The following is a 19,880-nucleotide window of genomic DNA, read 5'->3' on the forward strand; positions in this document are numbered from 1 at the left end:
CTAAGGTCGGGGGGAGCAAGATAAGCAACTCGGTTAGCTTCATGCAAACGATTCCACGGTTCCAATCACCGATTGGAGTTTGGCCATTTAGCAGACCCAAAACCCGAACGGTTTTGATACCGCATCTTTGACCTTTTCTTGACCTTTGGGGAACACTTAGGGAACACTTTGGGAACACTTTGGGAACACTTTGGGAACACTTTGGGAACATTGCACGAAAAAACCGGGTTGGCTCGAAAACCACCCGGTTACCGTAAGTGCTTATTTAGAAAGGACTTGCGTTTTTTTAAGAAGCTGGGGAGCAGGGACTTGAACCCCGACTAACGGAATCAGAATCCGTCGTGCTACCGATTACACCACTCCCCAAGAGTTTGGCTCTCGAAGGACTCAAATCTAGGGTTTAGGGTTCGGGAAATCAAGGTGGATTGGTACCCCGCTACGGAGAGAGGGGGGGCGGGCGGGCTTTCTGTTGTTTTTGGAGGTATTCTTGTCCTCTGGCATCGAATCCGCGCGCAATAGATTAGTAGTCTAGATTCGTCCATTCTACGGGAGCTACTATGTTGTTGCCAAAACTAAAGCAGGTTTCACTTGTACTGGCCTTGGGGTTCTCGGCAGCACTCGCCCAGGCTGAAGGCTACGATCCGCTGCAGGTGGACGACTTGAAACTGCCGGAGCCGATTGACCTAACGATAAATGACACCGCACGCGATCGGGAAATTCCCGTGCGGATCTACCTCCCAGTGAGTGAGAAACCGGTCCCGGTGGTGCTGTTTAGCCATGGGTTGGGGGGATCGTGCAAGAATAATCCTTACCTCGGCCAGCACTGGTCGGCCCGCGGGTACGTGATCGTGTTCATGCAACATGCGGGGAGCGACGAGACGGTATGGCAGGACGTTCCACGTTGGAAAATCATGTCGGCGATGAGTTCGGCGGCCAGCGGCAAGAACATCATGGATCGTGTTCGCGACGTCTCGGTGGTGCTTGATCAATTGACCAGGTGGAACGAAGCCGCGGCCAGCGACCCTACTGCCGCCAAGCTAGCGGGGCGATTGGACCTGGATCATGTAGGAATGTCGGGGCATTCGTTCGGCGCGGTCACTACCCAGGCCGTTGCGGGGCAGGCTTTTGGCGGACGCAGCCTGTTTGCCGAGTCGCGCATCGATGCGGCTGTGCTGATGAGTCCCAGTACCCCACGACGGGGGAGTGCCAGCCAGGCGTTTGGCGAGGTCTCGATGCCCTGGCTGCTGCTGACCGGTACGCACGACGCTGGCCGCATTGGCGATCAGACGCCCGAAAGCCGTCAGCAGGTCTATCCGGCGCTGCCGACCGGCGGCAAGTTTCAACTGGTTTTGAACGGGGCCGAGCACTCTGCGTTTGGCGATCGAGAACTGCCTGGCGATCGTGAGCCACGCAATCCGAATCATCACAAAGCCATTCTGGCGACCACCACCGCGTTTTGGGATACGTATCTCCTGGAGAACCAGCAGGCGAAAGCCTGGATCGAATCCGAACAAGTTCGCCAGGTGCTCGAATCTGACGACAAGTGGGATATCAAGTAGTCGGCCGCCCCAGTCGACCTGCTTGCACCTGGTGATTCCTTGAGAAAAGCAATTTGCCAACTACTTTCGCCGATGCCGCCAGTCTCGTAAGATAAAGGAGTTATGGGGAGGGTTCGCCATGAGTCGGCGGGCACACACGGTGGTGGCTTGTTGCAGGTAGTTAGCGATGGCGTTTCTCGAAATCCTTCAAGGTGTAGAACCTGGTAAGCGGATCGAAATTCCGCCCGGCCGCTCGGTCATGGGACGCAGCAGCGAGTGCGATATTCCGCTCGACGTCGCGGCTGTGAGCCGGCAACATGCGGCGATCATCAAGGAGTCCGACGGGGTCTTCGTCGAGGATCTCAATAGCCGCAACGGTACCTTTGTCAACGAACAGCGGGTCGAGGGACGACGCCAGCTGAAGCATGGCGACCGCATCCTAATTTGCGATCAGGTGCTCGGTGTCCACGTCATGCAGGGGGTCCCCCTGGGGGGGCATGAGCCGAAGGACGATACCTCGCTGGCGTATTTGATGGACGACCACGGCACCGCCAGCGTGATGGCGACGCTCGACGTCTCCGCCCGCGCGGCCAGTATCGGGCTGTCGGCCCGTCCTGAAGTGAAACTCGCCGCGCTGTTGGAGATTTCCAATAGCCTGAGCAAGACCCTGCAGGTGGAGCAGATTCTGCCCAAGATTCTCGACAGCCTGTTCAAGATCTTCCTGCAAGCGGATCGCGGTTTCGTGATCATGCGCCCCGGCGACGACGCGCCGCTGGTGCCGGTGGCCGACAAGTATCGCAAAGCCGGGCAGGACGAACGCACACGGATCAGTAAGACCATCGTCCAGCAGGCGATGGACAATAAGTCGGCGATTCTGTCCGCCGACGCGGCAACCGACGAACGCTTTGGACTGGCCGAGAGTATTTCCGACTTCCAGATTCGCTCGATGATGTGTGCCCCGATGCTCGATTCGGAAGGGCATCCGCTCGGCGTCATCCAGATCGATACCAACAACCAGAAGAGTAAGTTCTCGAACGAGGACCTCGAAGTGCTGGCTGCCGTGGCCAGTCAGGCGGCCGTTGCCATCGACAACGCGCGCATGCACGAAGTGGCCGTCGAACAGCGCGCCTTGCAGCGCGACCTCGACTTGGCCGCGCGAATGCAGCGGGCGTTGCTTCCTTCGAAGGCTCCTGAAGTGTCGGGCTACCGGTTCTTCGACTACTACGAATCCGCCCGCCAGGTCGGCGGCGACTACTACGATTACGTAACGCTGGCCGATGGCCGCTTTGCGGTGGTGCTCGGCGACGTGGCCGGCAAAGGGGTCAGCGCTGCGATTCTCATGGCGCGACTCTCCAGCGATGTGCGATTCAGTCTGGCCAGCGAAAAGTGCCCTGCAGCTGCGGTATCGCGGGCGAACTTTACGTTCGCTCAACACGACTGGGCCGATCGTTTTGTGACCATGATTGTCGCCGTGGTCGATCCGGCGGCGCATCGCATGACACTCGTCAACGCTGGGCATATGCCGCCACTGTTGCGGCGAGCCAGTGGCGAAGTGGTGGAAGTGGGCGATGAGATCGCCGGCCTGCCGATCGGCGTGATCGATGACTTTGAATACGAGTCGCTCGACCTCGAACTCGCTCCCGGCGACTCGCTAACCATGTTTACCGATGGCTTCAGCGAAGCGATGAACTCCGCCCGCGATCTTTATGGACTAGAACGGCTGGCCGAGCAGATCAAAGTCGGCGATGCCGATGTCGAGAAGCTTGGGCACCATGTGCTCAGCGACGTTCGCAGCTTTGTCGGCGATTTTGCCCAGAGCGACGACATGTGCTTGGCCTGCTTCGGCCGGTGCGGTTAGGCCGCTCACGCTTCCGCGCGACGGCCCAACGCACCTTAGCACCGTTTGCTACTTCTGCGGACGTTGCCGCTGGTCGTCGTAGTGATCTTCGGTTACTTCCAGATCCTTGCGAAGCGCAACGAGCTTGGTTTCCAACTCCGCCCGCACTTCGGCGTAGTCGGGATTGTCGTAGACGCTCGTCATTTCTTGGGGATCTTCTTGCAGATCGAACATCTCCCACTGATCGAGATCGAAGTAATGGATCAGCTTGTAACGATCGGTCGCGACCCCATAGTGCGGTGACACCGAGTGCGATGCAGGCGGCCCTTCGTAGTAGTGGTAGTAGAATGCATCGCGCCAGTTCTCGACGGGCTTGCCTTCGAGCATCGGCTTGAAGCTCGCTCCTTGCATGTCGTCGGGAGTCTCCACGCCGGCGATATCGAGGAACGTTTCGGCGAAGTCCAGGTTCGAGACCATCCGCTTTTCGACCGAACCAGGTTTCACCTTGCCAGGCCAGCGAACCAGCAGCGGAGTACGGAACGACTCTTCGTACATGAATCGCTTGTCGTACCAACCATGCTCGCCAAGGTAGAAGCCTTGGTCGCTGGAGTACACGACCACGGTGTTCTCAGCCAGTCCGTTCTCGTCGAGGTAATCGAGTACACGCCCCACATTGTCGTCGACCGAGGCGATGCAACGCAGGTAGTCTTTGATGTACCGCTGGTAGTTCCAGTGAGTCAGGGCGTCGCCTTCAGGCGGGTTCTTCATGTAGGCTTCGTTCTCCGCCTGGTAAGCCGCCTGCCAGGCTTCTTTTGCCTCGGGAGTCATCAAATTGAGTTGACGCTTCGCGTACTGATTGTCCGCGGGCCAAACCTTCATGTCTTCCACGGGACGCATGTGGTCGGCGATGCGCATCAAGGCGTTTCGCGCCGCGTCGGCTCGGCCTTCGTAGTCGTCGAACAGAGTCGCCGGCTCGGGGATCGTCACGCCATCGAAGTCGGCTACGTGCTCTTTGCTTGGCATCCATTCGCGATGCGGAGCTTTATGCTGCAGCATCAACAGGAACGGCTTCGACTTATCGCGACCGCTGTCGAGCCAACCTAGCGCTTCGTCGGTTACCACGTCGGTCGCGTAACCAGGCATGGTTTTGTTGCCATCAGGCGTGCGAAACACCGGGCTGTAGTATCGCCCTTGGCCGGGTAGCACTTTCCAGAAGTCGAACCCGGTCGGCTCGGTTCGCAGGTGCCATTTGCCGACGATGGCGGTTTGGTAGCCCACCTTTTTCAGTAGCTTAGGAAAGGTTTGCTGCGAGCCATCGAAGGTGCTGTGGTTGTCGTAGAAACCATTCTTATGGCTGTACTTGCCCGTAAGAATGCACGCCCGACTAGGACCGCAAATCGAGTTGGTGACCACGCAGCGATCGAATCGCATGCCTTCGTTCGCCAGGCGATCAATGTTTGGCGTTTGATTGCGATTGGAGCCATAAGCACTAATCGCTTGCCAGGCGTGATCGTCGGAGAAGATAAACAAAATGTTCGGCTGCTTCGCCTCGTCGGCGAACACAGGCGAGCCAATCATCAACAATAGTGTGAACGCTGCGAGCAACAGTTGCTTGGTACGCATGGTATTTCGGGCTCCCTGGTGAATCGAAATCGTAGAGCTACGATGCCCTAAGTGTACCGTGGGGGCGTGCGCGATGCACGTTGCGAAAAGCTTAGTTCGCCGCGGAAGGGAGCGAGAGTTCGGTTATCGCTTCGAGATGCTGCGGGTAGTGCTCTACCGCTTCGCGGGGCTCCATGTTGAACAGCACCCGTCCGGCGGTGGTCCATTGGTCGCTTCGCCATTCCAGCAGCGCGGTCGCGCACCGCAAGTTACTGACGGCCGCTACGTCCTCCATGCCGCCGCCGAGCACGGCTTCGAACGACACGGTGATGCCGACCAGCGCGTAGATATCGCCGGTCGCCCGGTCGCGGCAAAGCAAGGCGGAGTCGTGAAATTGACTCGATTTCCAGGCCAGTCCCCGGGGTTTCCCCGTTGCTGCAGCGGCGGTGAGAAAGTTGGATTCCACCTGCTGCCAGTCGTTTATCAGGGCTTCGCTGGCTAGTTGCAGCCGGCGACTCCATAGCCAGCGGCCCACCACCCCGCGCAGCAGCCAGCCAACGATGGCCAGGGCCAGGCAAAACCAAAACAAAAAACGCAGAAACACCGGGGCAACTCGCAGTTAGCGATGGGGCTCAATCGAGTCACTTAACCTAGCACGAGATGCCCCGTCTACCAATTGGCCGGCCCGCTCGGAGGGGCCGACTTCTGCCCAGCGGGGGGATTCGTCGGCGGCACCGGCAACTGGCCCTGTGTGCGGTCGTGCGACGGAGAGGGAGGCTCGAATAACTGCGGTTCGGGAGCCACGGTAGGAGCTGCCATGGGGGCGGCGATTGGAGCCCCCATCGTCGCGATGGGGGGAGCCATTGGCGGGATAGGTTCCCCTGGCCAGGCCTGAACGGGGCCCTCTTGCTGGCAGCCTAAGCACGACATCCCCCACACGATGGGGGGATTCGACGGAGTGCTCGGCAATCGCCGGACCCCGGGGCTGGCGACCGAGTTCTTCCACCGCGGACCGATCATCATCGGCGCGTGGTGCCCCGGCCCGAATCCGGTGCCCACGAATTGATAGGGAGTCGAGGGGACGTTCCAGTAGCCGGCCGCGTGGGCCGAACCGCAATAAGCTCCGGCAGCCAACAGTACAACAGCAGCGGTCGTGATGCGTAGCATGAACAGGGCCAAGTTTGCGGGGAACAGAAAGGGGGGAACTCGAACTGCCAGCAGTTGCTATTGTCATCGGCGCGAAGCAACTGGCGATTCTCGGCGATCGGCCAGATTGCCAGCTTTCCTGCTTGCTGAGTGCGGCTTAGGGCGGTTAACCAAACTGCGAGCGGTGACCACGCTGTTTTACGCAGTAATACTGCAGAGATTTGCATCCTGTTTTCCGCTCCCAGCGACGCGAAGGATTGAACCGAGTGGAACAATGTTGCGTACCATTCCAATAGCCCTCGTTAGAAAGCATGTGAATCTAGGCAAAATGCTTCGATGTTGCTTCCTACGGAGGATACATGTATTATTCGGTTAAGTAGTGTCCCACAAGCAACTTGCGACAAGGTGCCGGCGTGCGGGGCGGGGTGAAATGCCGCTGTCGCCACCAAGTGGTTGCGACCGATAATCGCATGGAGACGCTACCTTCCCTCTAAAACCCGCCTTCAAGTCTTTTTTTCTGCTTAGGAACAAATCACCATGCAGCAAGTTCTCGCTGGTCGTTCTGGCCTTTTACGTTTGGCTGTTGCCAGTCTCTCTGTCGTCGTGCTGGTAGGGCCCGCGCTAGCTCGTCCCACCGAGCCATCGGCCACCGACCGGCAAATTGCCCTCGCCGTGTCGATTTTGATGGAGCAGCAACACCTGACTCAACGCAAAATCGACGATCAGGCCTCGGAACGTTGCCTGCAATCGATGCTCAAGACGCTGGATCCGCTGAAGTTGTACTTCTATCAGTCGGACGTCGATGAGTTCGCCGGTAGCGAACATGAACTCGACGACATGGTGCGTCGCGGCGATATCAAAATGGCCTACCGCATTTTCGACCGCTTCCTGCAGCGTGTCGACGAGCGGATTACCATGGCGCTGAAGGAAGTAGACGTCGATCACGACTTCACGCTCGATGAAGAGATGGTTCGCGATGCTGACGCAGCGACCTACGCCAAGACCCCCGAAGAAGCCCAAGACAAATGGCGTCGCCGGGTGAAGTACGAAGTGCTGAACCTGATCGCCGACGACATGGACATCGACGCGATTCGCGAGAAGCTGCGTCGTCGTTACACCAGCATTGGCAAGCGTTGGGAGCAAACCAGCAACGACGAGTTGATGGAAATGTACCTGACTGCGATGACCACGGGTTTCGATCCTCACTCCACTTACATGTCGCCGACGACGCTCGACAACTTCGAGATTCATATGCGACTCAAGCTCGATGGCATTGGTGCTTCGCTTCGTAGCGAAGATGGTTACACCAAGGTGCACCAGATCATCGCTGGCGGTGCTGCCGATCAGGATGGTCGCCTGAAGGGTGGCGACGAGATCGTTGGCGTTGGCCAGGGTTCCGATGGCGAGATCGAAGACGTCGTCGACATGAAGCTCAATGACGTGGTCGACAAGATCCGCGGCAAAAAGGGCTCGATTGTTCGCCTGGAAGTTCGCCCGGCGGCGAATCCCACGGATCACCGCATTTACGACATCGTACGTCAGGAAATCAAGCTGACCGAAAGCGAAGCCCGCAGCGTGATCATCGACTGGGGACAAAAACCCAATGGCGAGTCGTACAAGGTCGGTGTGCTCTCGCTGCCGAGCTTCTACATGGACATGGACGCCGCCCGAGCGGGCGACCCCAACTACAAGAGCACCACCCGCGACGTTCGCCGGCTGCTCAACGATTTCAATGCTAAGGGTGTTGATGCCGTGGTGATCGACCTTCGCTTCAATGGCGGCGGCTCGCTTACCGAAGCGGTCAACATGACTGGTTTGTTTATCGACAAAGGCCCCGTGGTGCAGGTAAAAGGCCCCACTGGCCGTGCTCAACCGTTTGTCGACCCCGAAGCCGGTATGGTTTGGTCGGGGCCGTTGGTGGTACTCACCAACAAGTTCAGTGCTTCGGCTAGCGAGATTTTTGCTGGGGCCATGCAGGACTACAATCGTGGGTTGATCGTCGGCGACGAAACCACCCACGGTAAAGGCACCGTGCAGCAGTTGTACGATGTCGCTCAGTTGTTGTTCCGCATTCGTAACGACATGAACCTCGGAGCGATGAAGCTGACCATTCAGCAGTTCTACCGTCCCGATGGCGATAGTACTCAAAATCGTGGGGTGGCTGCCGACATCGTGCTGCCTTCGCTCACTTCGCACCTCGACATCGGCGAGGCCGACCTCGACTACGCGTTGGCCTTCAATCGCATCACCCCGTTGGGGCATGATGAGTATCAGATGGTCGATGCCAATCTGGTGCAGCAACTGCAGCAGAACTCGACGGCTCGCATTGAGAAGTCCGAGGATTTCTCGGACGACATCAAGCGAATCAACAAGTACGAAGAGCAAAAGGATCGCAAGTCGGTCACCCTGAACAAAGAGAAGTTCATGGCCGAGCGAGCTGAACTCAACGCCGACAAAGAGCAGGAAGATGCCTTTGAAGACGCGGTAAACAACGACCGCCCGGTGTTCGATGACGAAGACCACTACAACCAGGAAGCCCTGTCGATCGTGGTCGACTACTTGAAGCTGCTCAAGAACAATCGCGTGGCCATTGCCCACTAAGCGATTCGTCGAGCAATAGAAGTAAACCGCAAAACACCTTCACGTCCTTCGCTGGGCGTGAAGGTGTTTTTTTAGCTTAAGGGGATCCGCAACCCGTCGTACGCCAGGGCCATCCCTTCGGGCAAGCGGGCGTTGGTCGCGTGGTACTCGAGCTCATGGGCGACGTGCGTGAAGTACGTTTGCTTGGCCCCTAGCTCCTGGGCCACTTCAATCGCCTGATCGAGCGTAAAGTGGGTCTTGCTCGGCGTCACCCGCAGTGCGTCGAGGATCAGTACGTCGAGTCCCTGCAGCTTCGCCATGCTCTCGGTGGGAATGTGGTTCACGTCGGTACAATAGGCAATATTGCCGAAGCGAAAGCCGAGCACTTCGAACGCGGTGCCATGGTTAAGCCGCATCGGTGTGATTTGGGTTCCGAGCACTTCGAACGGCTCCAGCCCAATTGGGTTCAGCTGCAGCTGCGGTACCAGGCTCTGGCTCTCGCTCGTGAACGCGTAGTCGAACGATTGCCGAATCCGCTGCTCCACCTGCTGCTCGCAGTACAGCGGCACCGGCCCATCCAGGTAGAACTGCATGAGTCGCAGGTCGTCGAGTCCAAACACGTGGTCGGCGTGCTCGTGCGTGTAGAGCACCGCATGCACTAAACCGATGTCCTCGCGGAGTAGCTGCATGCGCAGGTCGGGCGAGGTGTCTATCAGCAAGTTGCCTTCCGGAAGGCCGAGAATGGCACTCGCACGCAAGCGTTTGTTGCGGGGATCAGGCGACCGGCAAACCTCGCACCCGCACCCTACCGAGGGGACCCCGACACTGGTACCGGTGCCGAGAAGAATCATTTCCCCCGTGAAATCAGTCGTAACTAAGCAGTCAGGCACGTTCAGGGCTTCCGCAGCAACAGGCTTTTGGCAGGTGATAGCACTCAACAACGGGGCGTGGTGCGCTGCTGTTGACCGACTTTTCTATCGGTTGTAAACTTTTATGCTGCACTATCTTACGACGACAAACACCGGCTTGCCAAGCCTCAATATTGGCTTGACAACCGTCTACGGCACCGATGTTGCCACACTGTCTCCCTAGTAGGCAGGCGATAAGGCAACCTGCCATTTTGACACCCTACCAAGATTGGTTTAGCTCTCGGCCATGGAAACGCTGGAACGCATCTGGGAATTCTTGTCGGGCATCATGAATGCGGTGCTCGGCAACTTTGAGCGCACGATCACCTCGCTGTTTGGCTCGGCCAACGCCCGCTTCCTGCGGAAGCTCCAGCCAAAGGTCGATGCGATCAATGCGCTGGAACCTCGCTACGAAGCGATGAGCGACGAGGAGCTAGCCGCCCAAACGGTGAAGTTTCGCGAACGCTTGGTCGCCGGCGAGACGCTCGACGATCTGTTGGTCGAAGCGTTCGCGGTGTGTCGCGAGTCGGGTAAGCGCTTCCTCGGTATGCGCCATTACGACGTGCAGCTGCTCGGCGGCATGATTCTGCACGGCGGCAACATTGCCGAAATGGTCACTGGTGAAGGTAAAACGCTGGTCGCAACGTTGTCGGCTTACCTGAACGCCTTGGGTGGCAACGTGCACGTGATTACCGTGAACGACTACCTGGCCCGCCGCGATATGGAGTGGATGGGACCCGTCTTCACCAACCTGGGCCTCAAAGTGGGGGCCATCTACTCCGGGATGGATGCCAGCGCGCGTCAGGAAGCCTATTCCTGCGACATCACCTACGGTACGAACAACGAGTTCGGCTTCGATTATCTTCGCGATAACATGCGTCGGGCCGCCCGCGACGACGATCGCTTCGCCAAGCGCGATCAGCAGGCGCAAGGCCATTTGACCTACGCGATCATCGACGAAGTCGACAACATCCTGATTGACGAAGCCCGTACGCCGCTGATTATCTCCGGCCCCGCCGAAGACGACATCACCAAGTATCTGCGGGCCGACAAGGTTGCTCGCGGGCTGAAGAAGGACAAGCACTTCGAGGTCAAAGAAAAAGAGCACACGGTCAGCCTGACCGACGAAGGTGTTCGCGAGGCTGAGAAGCTGGCCGGCGTCGAAAGCTTCTACACCGCTGGCAACATGCAGTGGCCGCACTTGATCGACAACTCGCTGAAGGCTCACTATCTGTACAAAAGAGACGTCAACTACGTGATCCAAGACGGCAAGATCGTGATTGTCGACGAGTTCACTGGTCGTCTGATGGAAGGTCGTCAGTGGAGCGATGGTTTGCACCAAGCGGTCGAGGCAAAGGAAGGGGTGCAGATCAAGGAAGAGAACCAAACCCTCGCGACCATCACCCTGCAAAACTTCTTTAAACTGTACGACAAGCTCTCCGGCATGACCGGTACCGCTTTGACCGAAGCGGGCGAGTTCTGGAAGATCTACCAACTCGACGTCATCGGCGTCCCCACCAACAAGCCGCTGCAGCGGATCAGCCATCCCGACGTCATTTATCGTACTGAGCGCGAAAAGTACGAAGCGATCGCCGAAGAGATCGAAGGGCTGATCAAGTACGATCAGGTTCAGCTCAAGAGCGGCGAGATCATCCGCGGCGAGGTGCTCGAAGAGCACGACGGGCACGTATTGTTCATGGCCGACGATACCAAGAAGAAAGAGAAAATCCCTCGCGACAAGATAGCCGAGGTGCAAAAGAAGGGCCGCCCAATTCTGGTTGGTACCGTGTCGATCGAGAAGAGCGAGAAGCTCAGCAACCTGCTCAATGGCCGCGGTATCAAGCACGAAGTGCTCAACGCGAAGCAGCACAAACGCGAGGCCGAGATTGTTTCTCAAGCGGGGCGGATGGGAGCGGTGACCATCGCGACCAACATGGCCGGTCGTGGTACCGACATCATCCTCGGCGGTAATCCTGAGAACATGGCCTGGGCCGAGTTGCAGCAGAAATACGACAGCCGGTTGGACGTGCCGCAGGAAGAGTGGGACAGCCTGACCAAGCAATACGACGAGAAGTTCGGCATGTCCGAGCAAGGCAAGATCGTTCGCCAGATCGGCGGTTTGCACATCGTCGGTACCGAACGCCACGAAGCCCGCCGTATCGACTTGCAGTTACGCGGTCGTTGCGGTCGCCAGGGCGATCCCGGTTCGAGCCGCTTCTACTTGTCGCTCGAAGACGACCTGATGCGAATCTTCGCTGGCGAGTGGGTGAAGAACATGCTCACCCGACTCGGCATGCAAGAAGGCGAAGCCATCGAAAGCAAGATGGTGAGCCGCCGAATCGAAGGGGCTCAGAAGAAACGCGAAGAGTCGAACTTCGAGATTCGTAAGAACCTGCTCGAATACGACGAAGTGATGGACGAGCAGCGGAAACGCGTCTACAGTTTCCGCCAGCAGATTCTCGATGGGGTAAACTGTCGCGACCTGATCACCGACATGATTCGCGACCAGATCGATCACTATTTGTCGGTCTTTCTCGATCCGCATTACGGGGTCGATTCGTTTGCTGCCGCGGCTTCGAATCTGCTCGGCGTGCAGCTCGATGCACGCGACTATCGCAAGCTGTCGTACGAAGAAGCTCAGCGAGTCGCCCGCGACGAAGCCCAACGCATGGCCGAGTCGCAGGTGTTCGACGCCATCGAAGAGAACCTGCCGGAAGAAGTGCCCGACGAATGGAACTGGAACGCGCTGGCCAAGTGGGCCAACGCCCGGTGGGGCTTCAACTACAACGAGCGCGAGCTGAAAAAAGTCGGCCGCGACGACGTGGCCGAGCACCTAATCAAGCGGGCGCACGAGGCGATCGACAAGATCGACCTTTCGTCCTGCGAACGCTACCTCGATCCCGATTACTCGGTGAAGACCGCCTGCAGTTGGTTGACCGATAAGTTCAGCATCGATATCACGCTGGAAGAAGCGGCCAAGATGTCGAACGAGCAGCTGATCCAAACCGCCCACGAACAGGCTCAGGAAGCGTACGATCAACGCGAGTCGGAGTACCCGGTAATGGCCGGTCTTTACCGGTTCACCGGGCCAGCGGCCGGGGCTGCTGGTTTGGGACGCGAAGACCTCGTGGCCTGGGCGCAGAAGCGGTTTAGCGCCTCGTTGTCGGTCGAAGATCTCAAGAACAAGCAACGCGACGAAATCAAGCAAGTGCTGTTCGCCTGCAGCAAAGACTCAGCCGCCAAGGCGAACCAGCTTGCCGACGAAGCTCGCGAGCGAGTCGAAACCTTGTTCGCTGGCAACGACGGTGCGAACCTGCACCTTGGGTTGGTGACCGGCGGCAATGGCAAGCTCGATGACTTCACCACTTGGCTGCAGACTTCGTGTGGTTCGGATATCACGGCCGAAGAGCTTGCGCAACTCAATCGCGACGAAGCACTGCGTCGTGTCTCACGCGTGGTGGAAGATAAGTTCCGCCCCGAGATGCGTCGGATGGAGCGGGAACTGTTGCTGCAGATTCTCGACACCGCCTGGAAAGAACACCTGCTGGCGATGGACCATTTGCGTTCCAGCGTCGGCTTGCGGGGATACGCTCAGGTCGATCCCAAGGTGGAGTACAAGCGGGAAGGCATGCGGATGTTCGAGCAGATGTGGGACTCCGTAGGAGCCTACGTCACCGACCTGGTGTTCAAGATGGAACAGCTCGACGAGCGGTTCGTGCAAAGCACTTGGAAAGAGACCAACGCCATCCACGAAGAAGCTCCCAAAACCAACATCGGCGAGCAGCAGCAAGCAGCCATCGAAGCCTCTGGTGGTGCGGAGCAGAAGCTCACCCCGATTCGCAATCGCACCGAACGCGTTGGCCGCAACGCTCCGTGTCCCTGCGGCAGTGGCAAAAAGTATAAGCAGTGCTGCATGAGGAAAGACTAACGTGCGCGGCAATTCCTGCCCCAACTGCATGCGGCGATAGTGAATTGGGTAGCCAGTTCGGACTCGCTTCTGTATAAGCAGCAGTACTGAATCTATTTGTAGGGCTGCGGGAAAGGATTCCCACGATGAATCGGCTGATCGCTTGGACGCTGAACTTCGCTTATCTGCTGGTGCTGCTGCTCTGCGCGCCAATGATAGCATGGGTAGCGGTTCGCAAAGGGAAGTACCGCGAAGGGTGGGGAGCAAAACTCCTCGGCCAGGTCCCTCGGCGAACCGGCGAGGGCCCCTGCGTGTGGGTGCATGCGGTGAGTGTCGGCGAGGTGAATCTGCTCGCGACTACCCTGCGGGAACTTGCCAGTCGGCGGCCTGATTTGCTGGTGGTGATCAGCACCACTACCAAAACCGGATACGATCTGGCCCTTCGCAAGTATGGCAACGAGCATACGGTGTTTTACTGCCCGCTCGATTTCACCTGGGCAGTTCGCCGGGCGGTGGAGCGAGTGCGGCCCGACCTGCTGGTGCTGGCCGAACTCGAGCTCTGGCCCAACTTGATTGCCGCGGCCAAACGCCATGGCGCGGGCGTAGCCATCATCAATGGCCGCCTTAGCGACAATAGCTACCGCGGCTATCGGCGACTCCGCTGGCTCGTGGGGCGAGTGCTTTCGCAGATCGATGTGATTGCCGCGCAGGACCAGACAACCGCCGACCGATTCACGCAGCTGGCCACCAATCCGCAAACCATTCTCAGCACCGGATCGCTCAAGTACGACGGAGCCGCTACGAACCGCGACAACCCGCGGACGAAGTCCCTCAGCCAGCTGGCGGGCTTCACCGACGAGCATCTGGTGTTCCTCGCCGGCAGCACGCAAGCGCCGGAGGAAGCGATGGCGATCCGCCTGTTCGGCAAACTTCACTCGCAGTACCCTCAACTGCGGGTGGTCCTCGTTCCACGGCATCCGGAACGCTTCGACGAAGTCGCCGAGCTGCTTGCCGAGTCGCCCTACGCCTGGCAGCGACGCAGCACGCTCGAAGAGGGAACGCTGGCCGATGGCGATAACTCGATCTTGCTCGTCGATACCATCGGCGAACTCGGCGGCTGGTGGGGCCGGGCCGATATCGGTTTCGTGGGTGGTTCGTTTGGCGACCGCGGCGGGCAGAACATGATCGAGCCAGCCGCCTACGGAGTCGCGACCTCGTTCGGCCCAAACACCTGGAACTTCCGCGACATCGTTGCCGCGCTGCTTCACGCCGACGGGGCGGAGGTCGTGGCCGACGAAGCCGCGCTGCAAGCGTTTGTCGAACGCTGCCTGGCCGACCCGGCGTACCGCACCGAACTCGGCGACCGCGCCCGACAGTTTATCGCTACCCAACTAGGAGCCACCGCCCGCACGGTCGAGCTGCTGCTCACGCTACTGCCTGCTGCTCCGCAAACAACCCACGCGGCCGCTTAACGAACTTCGAGTTGGCGTGCTGGGATTTCTTTCTAGCCACAGATAAACACGGATTTTCACGGATGGTGGAGCCATAAGCCAGGAAAGAACTGCGCAACGGATTCGGATTTTGGTGGTAATCTAATTTCTGATCCTAGAGAAGCTGAACATGGCGCATATACTCTCCCATGTGGATGCCTCTGTAGGCCTGTGAAGAAATAGACGCATGTTTCGCTTTTCACTAACAAGCTGCATGGTTTTCACTTTGGTCTTCAGCGTCTTGCTGTGGCTCAACTCAGTTCCTCACCACACTGGTTACGGGCAATGGAGCGTCGAACGAGGTTGGCCATTATTCCACACCCGCCAATGCTCTTCTTGGCTCGATGGGCCAAGGGAGCTGTCGGCCATGGAACGCATTCACGGTATAGGTAGCAAGGAAGCTACGTTAGCTTCACCAATAGTTATAGAATGGAAAATCGTAGCTGTCGATTTGTTAGCTTGTCTCGCAATCGCGTTCTTGATGACTGCCGGGGTCAGGATCGTAGCTGGTAGGCAACACGATGTTGCCAAGCCCGTAAGGGGCAAAAAAATCCGAGCTAGAAACCGCTGCAAAAGAGTAGCAGTACTCTGAGCCGTAGACTCCCCAGGAGCGAAGAATCGCTGAACGATATAACTGTCAGGCCTAAGCAGCATGTGGCTCGCAAAGCCACACCGATCCGTAAAGTGCCCAATTCGGAGAGGCGGGAAGGGCAGGGGATCGTCGTTAGGGATCAAGCACCCGCAGTCTTTGAATAGGACCGCTTCTCCGTGTGAGGGTGTCCAGTGGATTGTTCGCCACGGCTGAACACGGACTTTCACGGATGGGGTAGGCTCTCGACCTCCTGGGCTTCGCCCACCGACAACTGGGCGTGGTGCGTTTTTGCGAAGTGGCAATGCGTAGTGCGCCCAGCTGTCGGTGCTACCCAGTTGCTCCGCTTGCTCTGCGCCTCTGCGTGAGAATGTTTACGGTCGCTCTTGTTTTCACCCTCCCTCCGGGAGGGGCGGACTATCAGGTCCGGGGAGGGCCTGGGCTCTGGTGGTGGTTGGTGTTCCACTTCCCGGCGATGCCCCGGGCTGGCCTGTGGTTGCCCCTTCGGGGCGAGGGGGGCCGCTGTGTTGTACAAGCTCTGGGTAAGATGCCGAGCGTTGGATGTTGTTCTTGGGGGGCGTTTTTGCGGAGTGGCCACTCGTCGGAAAGCGTCCTCCGCTTCCCACCTCCCCGGGCCTGATAGCCCGACCCTCCGCCAGCGGAGGGTGAATTTGGTACTTAGATTCTTTCCAGTTTTCGCTGGGAATTGGCCACCGGTGGTGATCTAATGGACAGGTAGTCGTGGTCCTTTGTTTGTGGTCAGTAGTCCGTTGTTGGAGGATGGAGAGATGTAACCGAGTGAACATGAAATCCACTGAAACCATCTACCACGCAAGCGTGCTGCAGGAGGGCTCTCCGAGCCCGATTTCGGTTGCGTGGGCGTTTTCTGCTGCGCGTGTACTAAAGCTGTAGGCTTTAAGCTGTAAGCGGTAGGCTGGATCTTTCAGTCGCTGGAAGCTCCTTCAAGATGACATTCGCAAATCAGAAATCATCATTCAGAAATCATAAATCCCAAAACTCCCCTGACTCCCGAATCCTGTTTCCTAACGGCCTTGTTGACTAACTCCACTCGAACTGTGGAAGCCCGAGTTGGGTGAATTGATTGATGATTTTACAGCGCAAGCGGGCTTCCGTTTGTTGGTTTTCGAATACTCGGTTTTTGAGATGGCTCCCAAAGCTTTGTTTCACTCGGTACATGGTCGTTTCCGCCAAGCTTCTACGATGATAGCCCACTTCCTCTTTCCAACTCCTACGCCCCTTGCGTCGAATCTGACGAATTGCCTCGTCCCGGGGCAAAGGCTCCTCCGCAGAGTTGCCATGTTGTTTGATCTTGGCGTTGTGCTGCGGCGGAATCACCGGCTCAATGCCTTCGGATTCCAGCCCTTCATAAACCTTCCACTTGTCGTAACTACCGTCGCCGTGAAACTTTTTTACGGGCTGCTCCACCTGCTCCAGCATTTCGGGAACCGCATCGGCATCGTGGCAACTGTTCTCGGTCAAAATCTCCGCCACAATCTCGCGGGTGTCAGGATTCACCGACAAATGCAGCTTCCGCCATGTCCGCCGCTTCGACTTGCCATGCGTCCGCATCTTCCATTCGCCCTCGCCAAACACTTTCATGCCGGTGCTATCCACCACGATATCGATGTCGCCCCTCTTGTTAGCGATATCGAGCGAAACATTCAGCTTGCTGGCTCGCTTGGCGAGCGAAGAATAATTGGGAATCGCTGCCTCGACGCCCAACATCGCCACCAGCGAGCGGCCGAATCCCTCAGTCTGCCGATAGGGAAGTTTCAGCAGTTCGCGAATCGTCAGCAAGCACTCGATCGCCGTATCGCTGAAGACAAAAGGGCGACCGACTTTTGTCTGGTCGTTAGGATGTTCCCAGTTCTCCAACGCCTCGTCGCTAAACCAAATAGTGATGTTTCCACGCTCGATGAGCGACTTGTTATACTCCTTCCAGTTCGTGACTTTGTAGGTTCGTTTTTCTTTCGTAGCCATGTTCGATCTCCGTAAAAAAGGTACGTGGTTCCATTCCACGTTAGTTTTTACGGAGGTTTGTGACTAATTGTTCAACAAGGCCTTTCCTAACTCCCATCCGAAATACTTTCCCATGGGTGGGAATCTATTTTGGGTAACTATCGCGGAGGTGTTGATGTAAATCTATACAGATAAACGACTTGCGATAAGTGCGCAGCTTGATAATAGATTCCCACTCGATGCGTTTTTGGGAATGGGAATCTATTCGGGCGCGAAAACCACTGGTTTTGTAGCGTGGGCGGAGATTCAATTTTCCCATCGGTGGGTAAATTGGGAATCTATCGCGACTCGCTACTCCGACGTGGAGGTTTCGTCGACGATGTGTTCATGGTCGCGAATGTGGTCGGGGCAGTAGCACTTTTGCCCGGCGCACTTCGAGCAGTAGCGAAACTGCGTGCGGGGCTCTTTGTCGCTCGATCGTCCGCAGACTGCGCAGGTGTGGACCAGACTTTTGGTCTTGGCCACCTTCGTGGCGAAGCTGATGCGTCGTCGGTGATCGCGGGCTTTGTTCAGGTGGTCGCGCCAGAAGAACAGAATGTAATTAGCAATCGACGCCAGGACCATCCATTGCTCGGCTGGACTTCCGAACGCAAATTGGAGCGCGTACCCGATCCAGGCAAAGAAAGCCAACCAGCGGATTTTAATCGGAATCAGAAAAAACAGGTGGATGACAAAATCGGGGAAAAAGCGAGCAAACGCCAGAAATACCGTTCCGTAAAGGTAGGAGTTCGTCGCAGGCGCGTCGGGCGTGAGGAACGAGGCCGCTACCGAGGCAACGAAACCGACGAGAATGAACAGATTGAACCGAAAGGCCCCCCAGATCGACTCGAGGGCGGTGCCCATCAGGTAGAAGATGTACCAGGAAAACAGCACAAAAATCGGATTGCGGTCGAACGGATGGAGGAGGAACGTAAAGATCCGCCAGTACTCGCCGGCCAGCACTTTGCTGGGGATCAGCGCGGTGTTTTTGAGCAGCGCCGAATCTTCGCCCGCTGACAAAGATGCCAGGAAGACGACTGCTTGCCCGATGATGAGCAGCAGGGTGAGGTTAGGGATCGCGAACCGCGAAAACCGTTTTTCTAGCCAGTCGAGCAACTTCATGAGGCAATTACAACTATCCTGCGAGGGCGGCGAGTTCATTCAGCCTAACCGGAAACCCGCGGGTTCGAAAGACGGACGCCCGTCGCTCTACCCGCTTCCACAGACCGAGACTATAATCGTACGCCATGGCCGTCATTGAAATACGCGGGCTGAAGAAGTCCTACCGAATCTACCAGAAGCGGGAAGGTCTGTGGGCCTCGCTCACTGGCCTTTTTCACCGTGAATATCGCGACGTGCACGCGGTTAAAGGCATCGATCTCAAGGTCGAAGAAGGCGAATTTGTCGCTTTTTTAGGTCCCAATGGGGCTGGGAAGACCACCACGCTCAAGCTGCTTTCGGGGGTCATCAGCCCCACCGCGGGCGAGGCCAAGGTGATGGGCTTCGTGCCTTGGGAGCGGACAAACGAGTATCGCCGGCGGTTTGCCTTGGTGATGGGGCAGAAAAATCAGCTCTGGTGGGACCTGCCGGCCGCGGAGTCGTTCCGGTTGCACCAGCAGATTTACCGCATCGAGCCGACGGAGTTCGACCGCACGCTGGCCGAGCTGACCGATCTGTTGTCGGTGGAGCAGTTGCTGCACCAGCCTGTCCGCGAACTGTCGCTCGGCGAGCGGATGAAGATGGAACTGATCGCCGCGCTGCTGCACTCGCCCGAGGTGCTGTTCCTCGACGAGCCGACCATCGGCCTCGACGTGATCGCCCAGCACAACATTCAGAAGTTCCTCAAGCACTATCAGGAAGTTCGGAAGATCACGATCTTGCTGACCAGTCACTACATGAAGGACGTGGCCGCGCTCTGCAAGCGGGTGGTGATTATCGCCAAGGGCCAGATCATGTACGACGGTTCGCTGGCCGGCGTGATCGATAGCTTCAGCTCGCACAAGATCGTGACGCTGCAATTTATCGACGATCAGGTGCCAGGCGATCTCGACCGCTTTGGCGACGTGATCGAGATGGTTCCCCCCAAGGTGAAGCTGCGGGTGGAGCGAAGCAACATTTCGCGAGTGCTCTCGAGCGTGCTTGCGGACTACTCGCTGGAAGACGTAAGCGTGGAAGATCCACCGCTCGAGGAAGTGATTGCCGACTTGTTTACGCAGTCGAGTCAACGCGCCGAGCAAGAGGAAGCCGTCGCGAGCGGTTCCTGA

At 57.8% G+C, this 19,880-nt stretch carries 12 protein-coding genes and 1 tRNA gene; 6 read left to right on the forward strand and 7 right to left on the reverse strand.

Annotation, left to right across the window (positions count from 1 at the left end; genetic code table 11):
- Window positions 1-294: 294 nt before the first annotated feature.
- A tRNA-Gln gene (locus Pan181_RS08725) sits at window positions 295-366 on the reverse strand.
- Between the two features lie 191 nt (window positions 367-557).
- On the opposite strand from Pan181_RS08725, the gene Pan181_RS08730 reads away from it, so the two are divergent.
- Both Pan181_RS08730 and Pan181_RS08735 read left to right on the forward strand, forming a co-directional pair.
- Complete coding sequence (locus tag Pan181_RS08730; protein ID WP_145246459.1) at window positions 558-1,559, forward strand: alpha/beta hydrolase family protein; 1,002 nt, start codon at window positions 558-560, stop codon at window positions 1,557-1,559.
- A 166-nt stretch (window positions 1,560-1,725) separates the two neighbouring features.
- Complete coding sequence (locus Pan181_RS08735) at window positions 1,726-3,396, forward strand: SpoIIE family protein phosphatase (protein WP_145246460.1); 1,671 nt, start codon at window positions 1,726-1,728, stop codon at window positions 3,394-3,396.
- Between the two features lie 48 nt (window positions 3,397-3,444).
- Here the strand turns inward: Pan181_RS08735 and Pan181_RS08740 are convergent, their stop codons facing one another.
- The 3 genes from Pan181_RS08740 to Pan181_RS08750 all read right to left on the reverse strand — a co-directional run bounded on the left by Pan181_RS08740 (window position 3,445) and on the right by Pan181_RS08750 (window position 6,144).
- Entirely contained in the window at window positions 3,445-4,998 is a 1,554-nt protein-coding gene (locus tag Pan181_RS08740; protein ID WP_145246461.1) for a sulfatase family protein, read from the reverse strand.
- 91 nt (window positions 4,999-5,089) lie between these two features.
- Window positions 5,090-5,581 (reverse strand): hypothetical protein, encoded by a 492-nt coding sequence (locus tag Pan181_RS08745; RefSeq protein WP_145246462.1) that lies wholly within the window; start codon window positions 5,579-5,581, stop codon window positions 5,090-5,092.
- Window positions 5,582-5,646: 65 nt separating this feature from the next.
- The gene (locus tag Pan181_RS08750; protein WP_145246463.1) at window positions 5,647-6,144 is read right to left on the reverse strand and encodes a hypothetical protein; all 498 of its coding nucleotides are present in this window, start codon (window positions 6,142-6,144) and stop codon (window positions 5,647-5,649) included.
- 516 nt (window positions 6,145-6,660) lie between these two features.
- On the opposite strand from Pan181_RS08750, the gene Pan181_RS08755 reads away from it, so the two are divergent.
- Window positions 6,661-8,724 (forward strand): carboxy terminal-processing peptidase, encoded by a 2,064-nt coding sequence (locus Pan181_RS08755; RefSeq protein ID WP_145246464.1) that lies wholly within the window; start codon window positions 6,661-6,663, stop codon window positions 8,722-8,724.
- Between the two features lie 71 nt (window positions 8,725-8,795).
- Here Pan181_RS08755 and Pan181_RS08760 read toward each other — a convergent pair whose 3' ends face one another.
- Entirely contained in the window at window positions 8,796-9,593 is a 798-nt protein-coding gene (locus Pan181_RS08760) for an MBL fold metallo-hydrolase (protein ID WP_231943791.1), read from the reverse strand.
- Window positions 9,594-9,858: 265 nt separating this feature from the next.
- Between Pan181_RS08760 and secA the strand changes: the two genes are divergently transcribed.
- Both secA and Pan181_RS08770 read left to right on the forward strand, forming a co-directional pair.
- Window positions 9,859-13,539: a preprotein translocase subunit SecA gene (gene secA / locus Pan181_RS08765; protein WP_145246465.1), complete on the forward strand. Its 3,681-nt coding sequence runs from the start codon at window positions 9,859-9,861 to the stop codon at window positions 13,537-13,539.
- Between the two features lie 125 nt (window positions 13,540-13,664).
- Window positions 13,665-14,990, forward strand: a complete 1,326-nt coding sequence (locus Pan181_RS08770; RefSeq protein ID WP_145246466.1) for a 3-deoxy-D-manno-octulosonic acid transferase — start codon at window positions 13,665-13,667, stop codon at window positions 14,988-14,990.
- A 1,666-nt stretch (window positions 14,991-16,656) separates the two neighbouring features.
- Here Pan181_RS08770 and Pan181_RS08775 read toward each other — a convergent pair.
- Window positions 16,657-17,598, reverse strand: coding sequence for an IS5 family transposase (locus Pan181_RS08775; protein WP_145244898.1), 942 nt, complete (start codon window positions 17,596-17,598; stop codon window positions 16,657-16,659).
- Window positions 17,599-17,928: 330 nt separating this feature from the next.
- The gene (locus tag Pan181_RS08780; protein WP_145246467.1) at window positions 17,929-18,738 is read right to left on the reverse strand and encodes a rhomboid family intramembrane serine protease; all 810 of its coding nucleotides are present in this window, start codon (window positions 18,736-18,738) and stop codon (window positions 17,929-17,931) included.
- A gap of 125 nt (window positions 18,739-18,863) precedes the next feature.
- On the opposite strand from Pan181_RS08780, the gene Pan181_RS08785 reads away from it, so the two are divergent.
- Window positions 18,864-19,880, forward strand: coding sequence for an ABC transporter ATP-binding protein (locus Pan181_RS08785; protein ID WP_145246468.1), 1,017 nt, complete (start codon window positions 18,864-18,866; stop codon window positions 19,878-19,880).

Source organism: Aeoliella mucimassa, assembly GCF_007748035.1.
In the GTDB taxonomy this organism is placed as follows: Bacteria; Planctomycetota; Planctomycetia; order Pirellulales; family Lacipirellulaceae; genus Aeoliella; species Aeoliella mucimassa.

Bases quoted from the DNA above. Each gene is read 5' to 3' on its own strand.
- Pan181_RS08730 (WP_145246459.1), top strand. From the start codon at position 558: ATGTTGTTGCCAAAACTAAAGCAGGTTTCACTTGTACTGGCCTTGGGG.
- Pan181_RS08735 (WP_145246460.1), top strand. From the start codon at position 1,726: ATGGCGTTTCTCGAAATCCTTCAAGGTGTAGAACCTGGTAAGCGGATC.
- Pan181_RS08740 (WP_145246461.1), bottom strand. From the start codon at position 4,998: ATGCGTACCAAGCAACTGTTGCTCGCAGCGTTCACACTATTGTTGATG.
- Pan181_RS08750 (WP_145246463.1), bottom strand. From the start codon at position 6,144: ATGCTACGCATCACGACCGCTGCTGTTGTACTGTTGGCTGCCGGAGCT.
- Pan181_RS08755 (WP_145246464.1), top strand. From the start codon at position 6,661: ATGCAGCAAGTTCTCGCTGGTCGTTCTGGCCTTTTACGTTTGGCTGTT.
- secA (WP_145246465.1), top strand. From the start codon at position 9,859: ATGGAAACGCTGGAACGCATCTGGGAATTCTTGTCGGGCATCATGAAT.
- Pan181_RS08770 (WP_145246466.1), top strand. From the start codon at position 13,665: ATGAATCGGCTGATCGCTTGGACGCTGAACTTCGCTTATCTGCTGGTG.
- Pan181_RS08775 (WP_145244898.1), bottom strand. From the start codon at position 17,598: ATGGCTACGAAAGAAAAACGAACCTACAAAGTCACGAACTGGAAGGAG.
- Pan181_RS08780 (WP_145246467.1), bottom strand. From the start codon at position 18,738: ATGAAGTTGCTCGACTGGCTAGAAAAACGGTTTTCGCGGTTCGCGATC.
- Pan181_RS08785 (WP_145246468.1), top strand. From the start codon at position 18,864: ATGGCCGTCATTGAAATACGCGGGCTGAAGAAGTCCTACCGAATCTAC.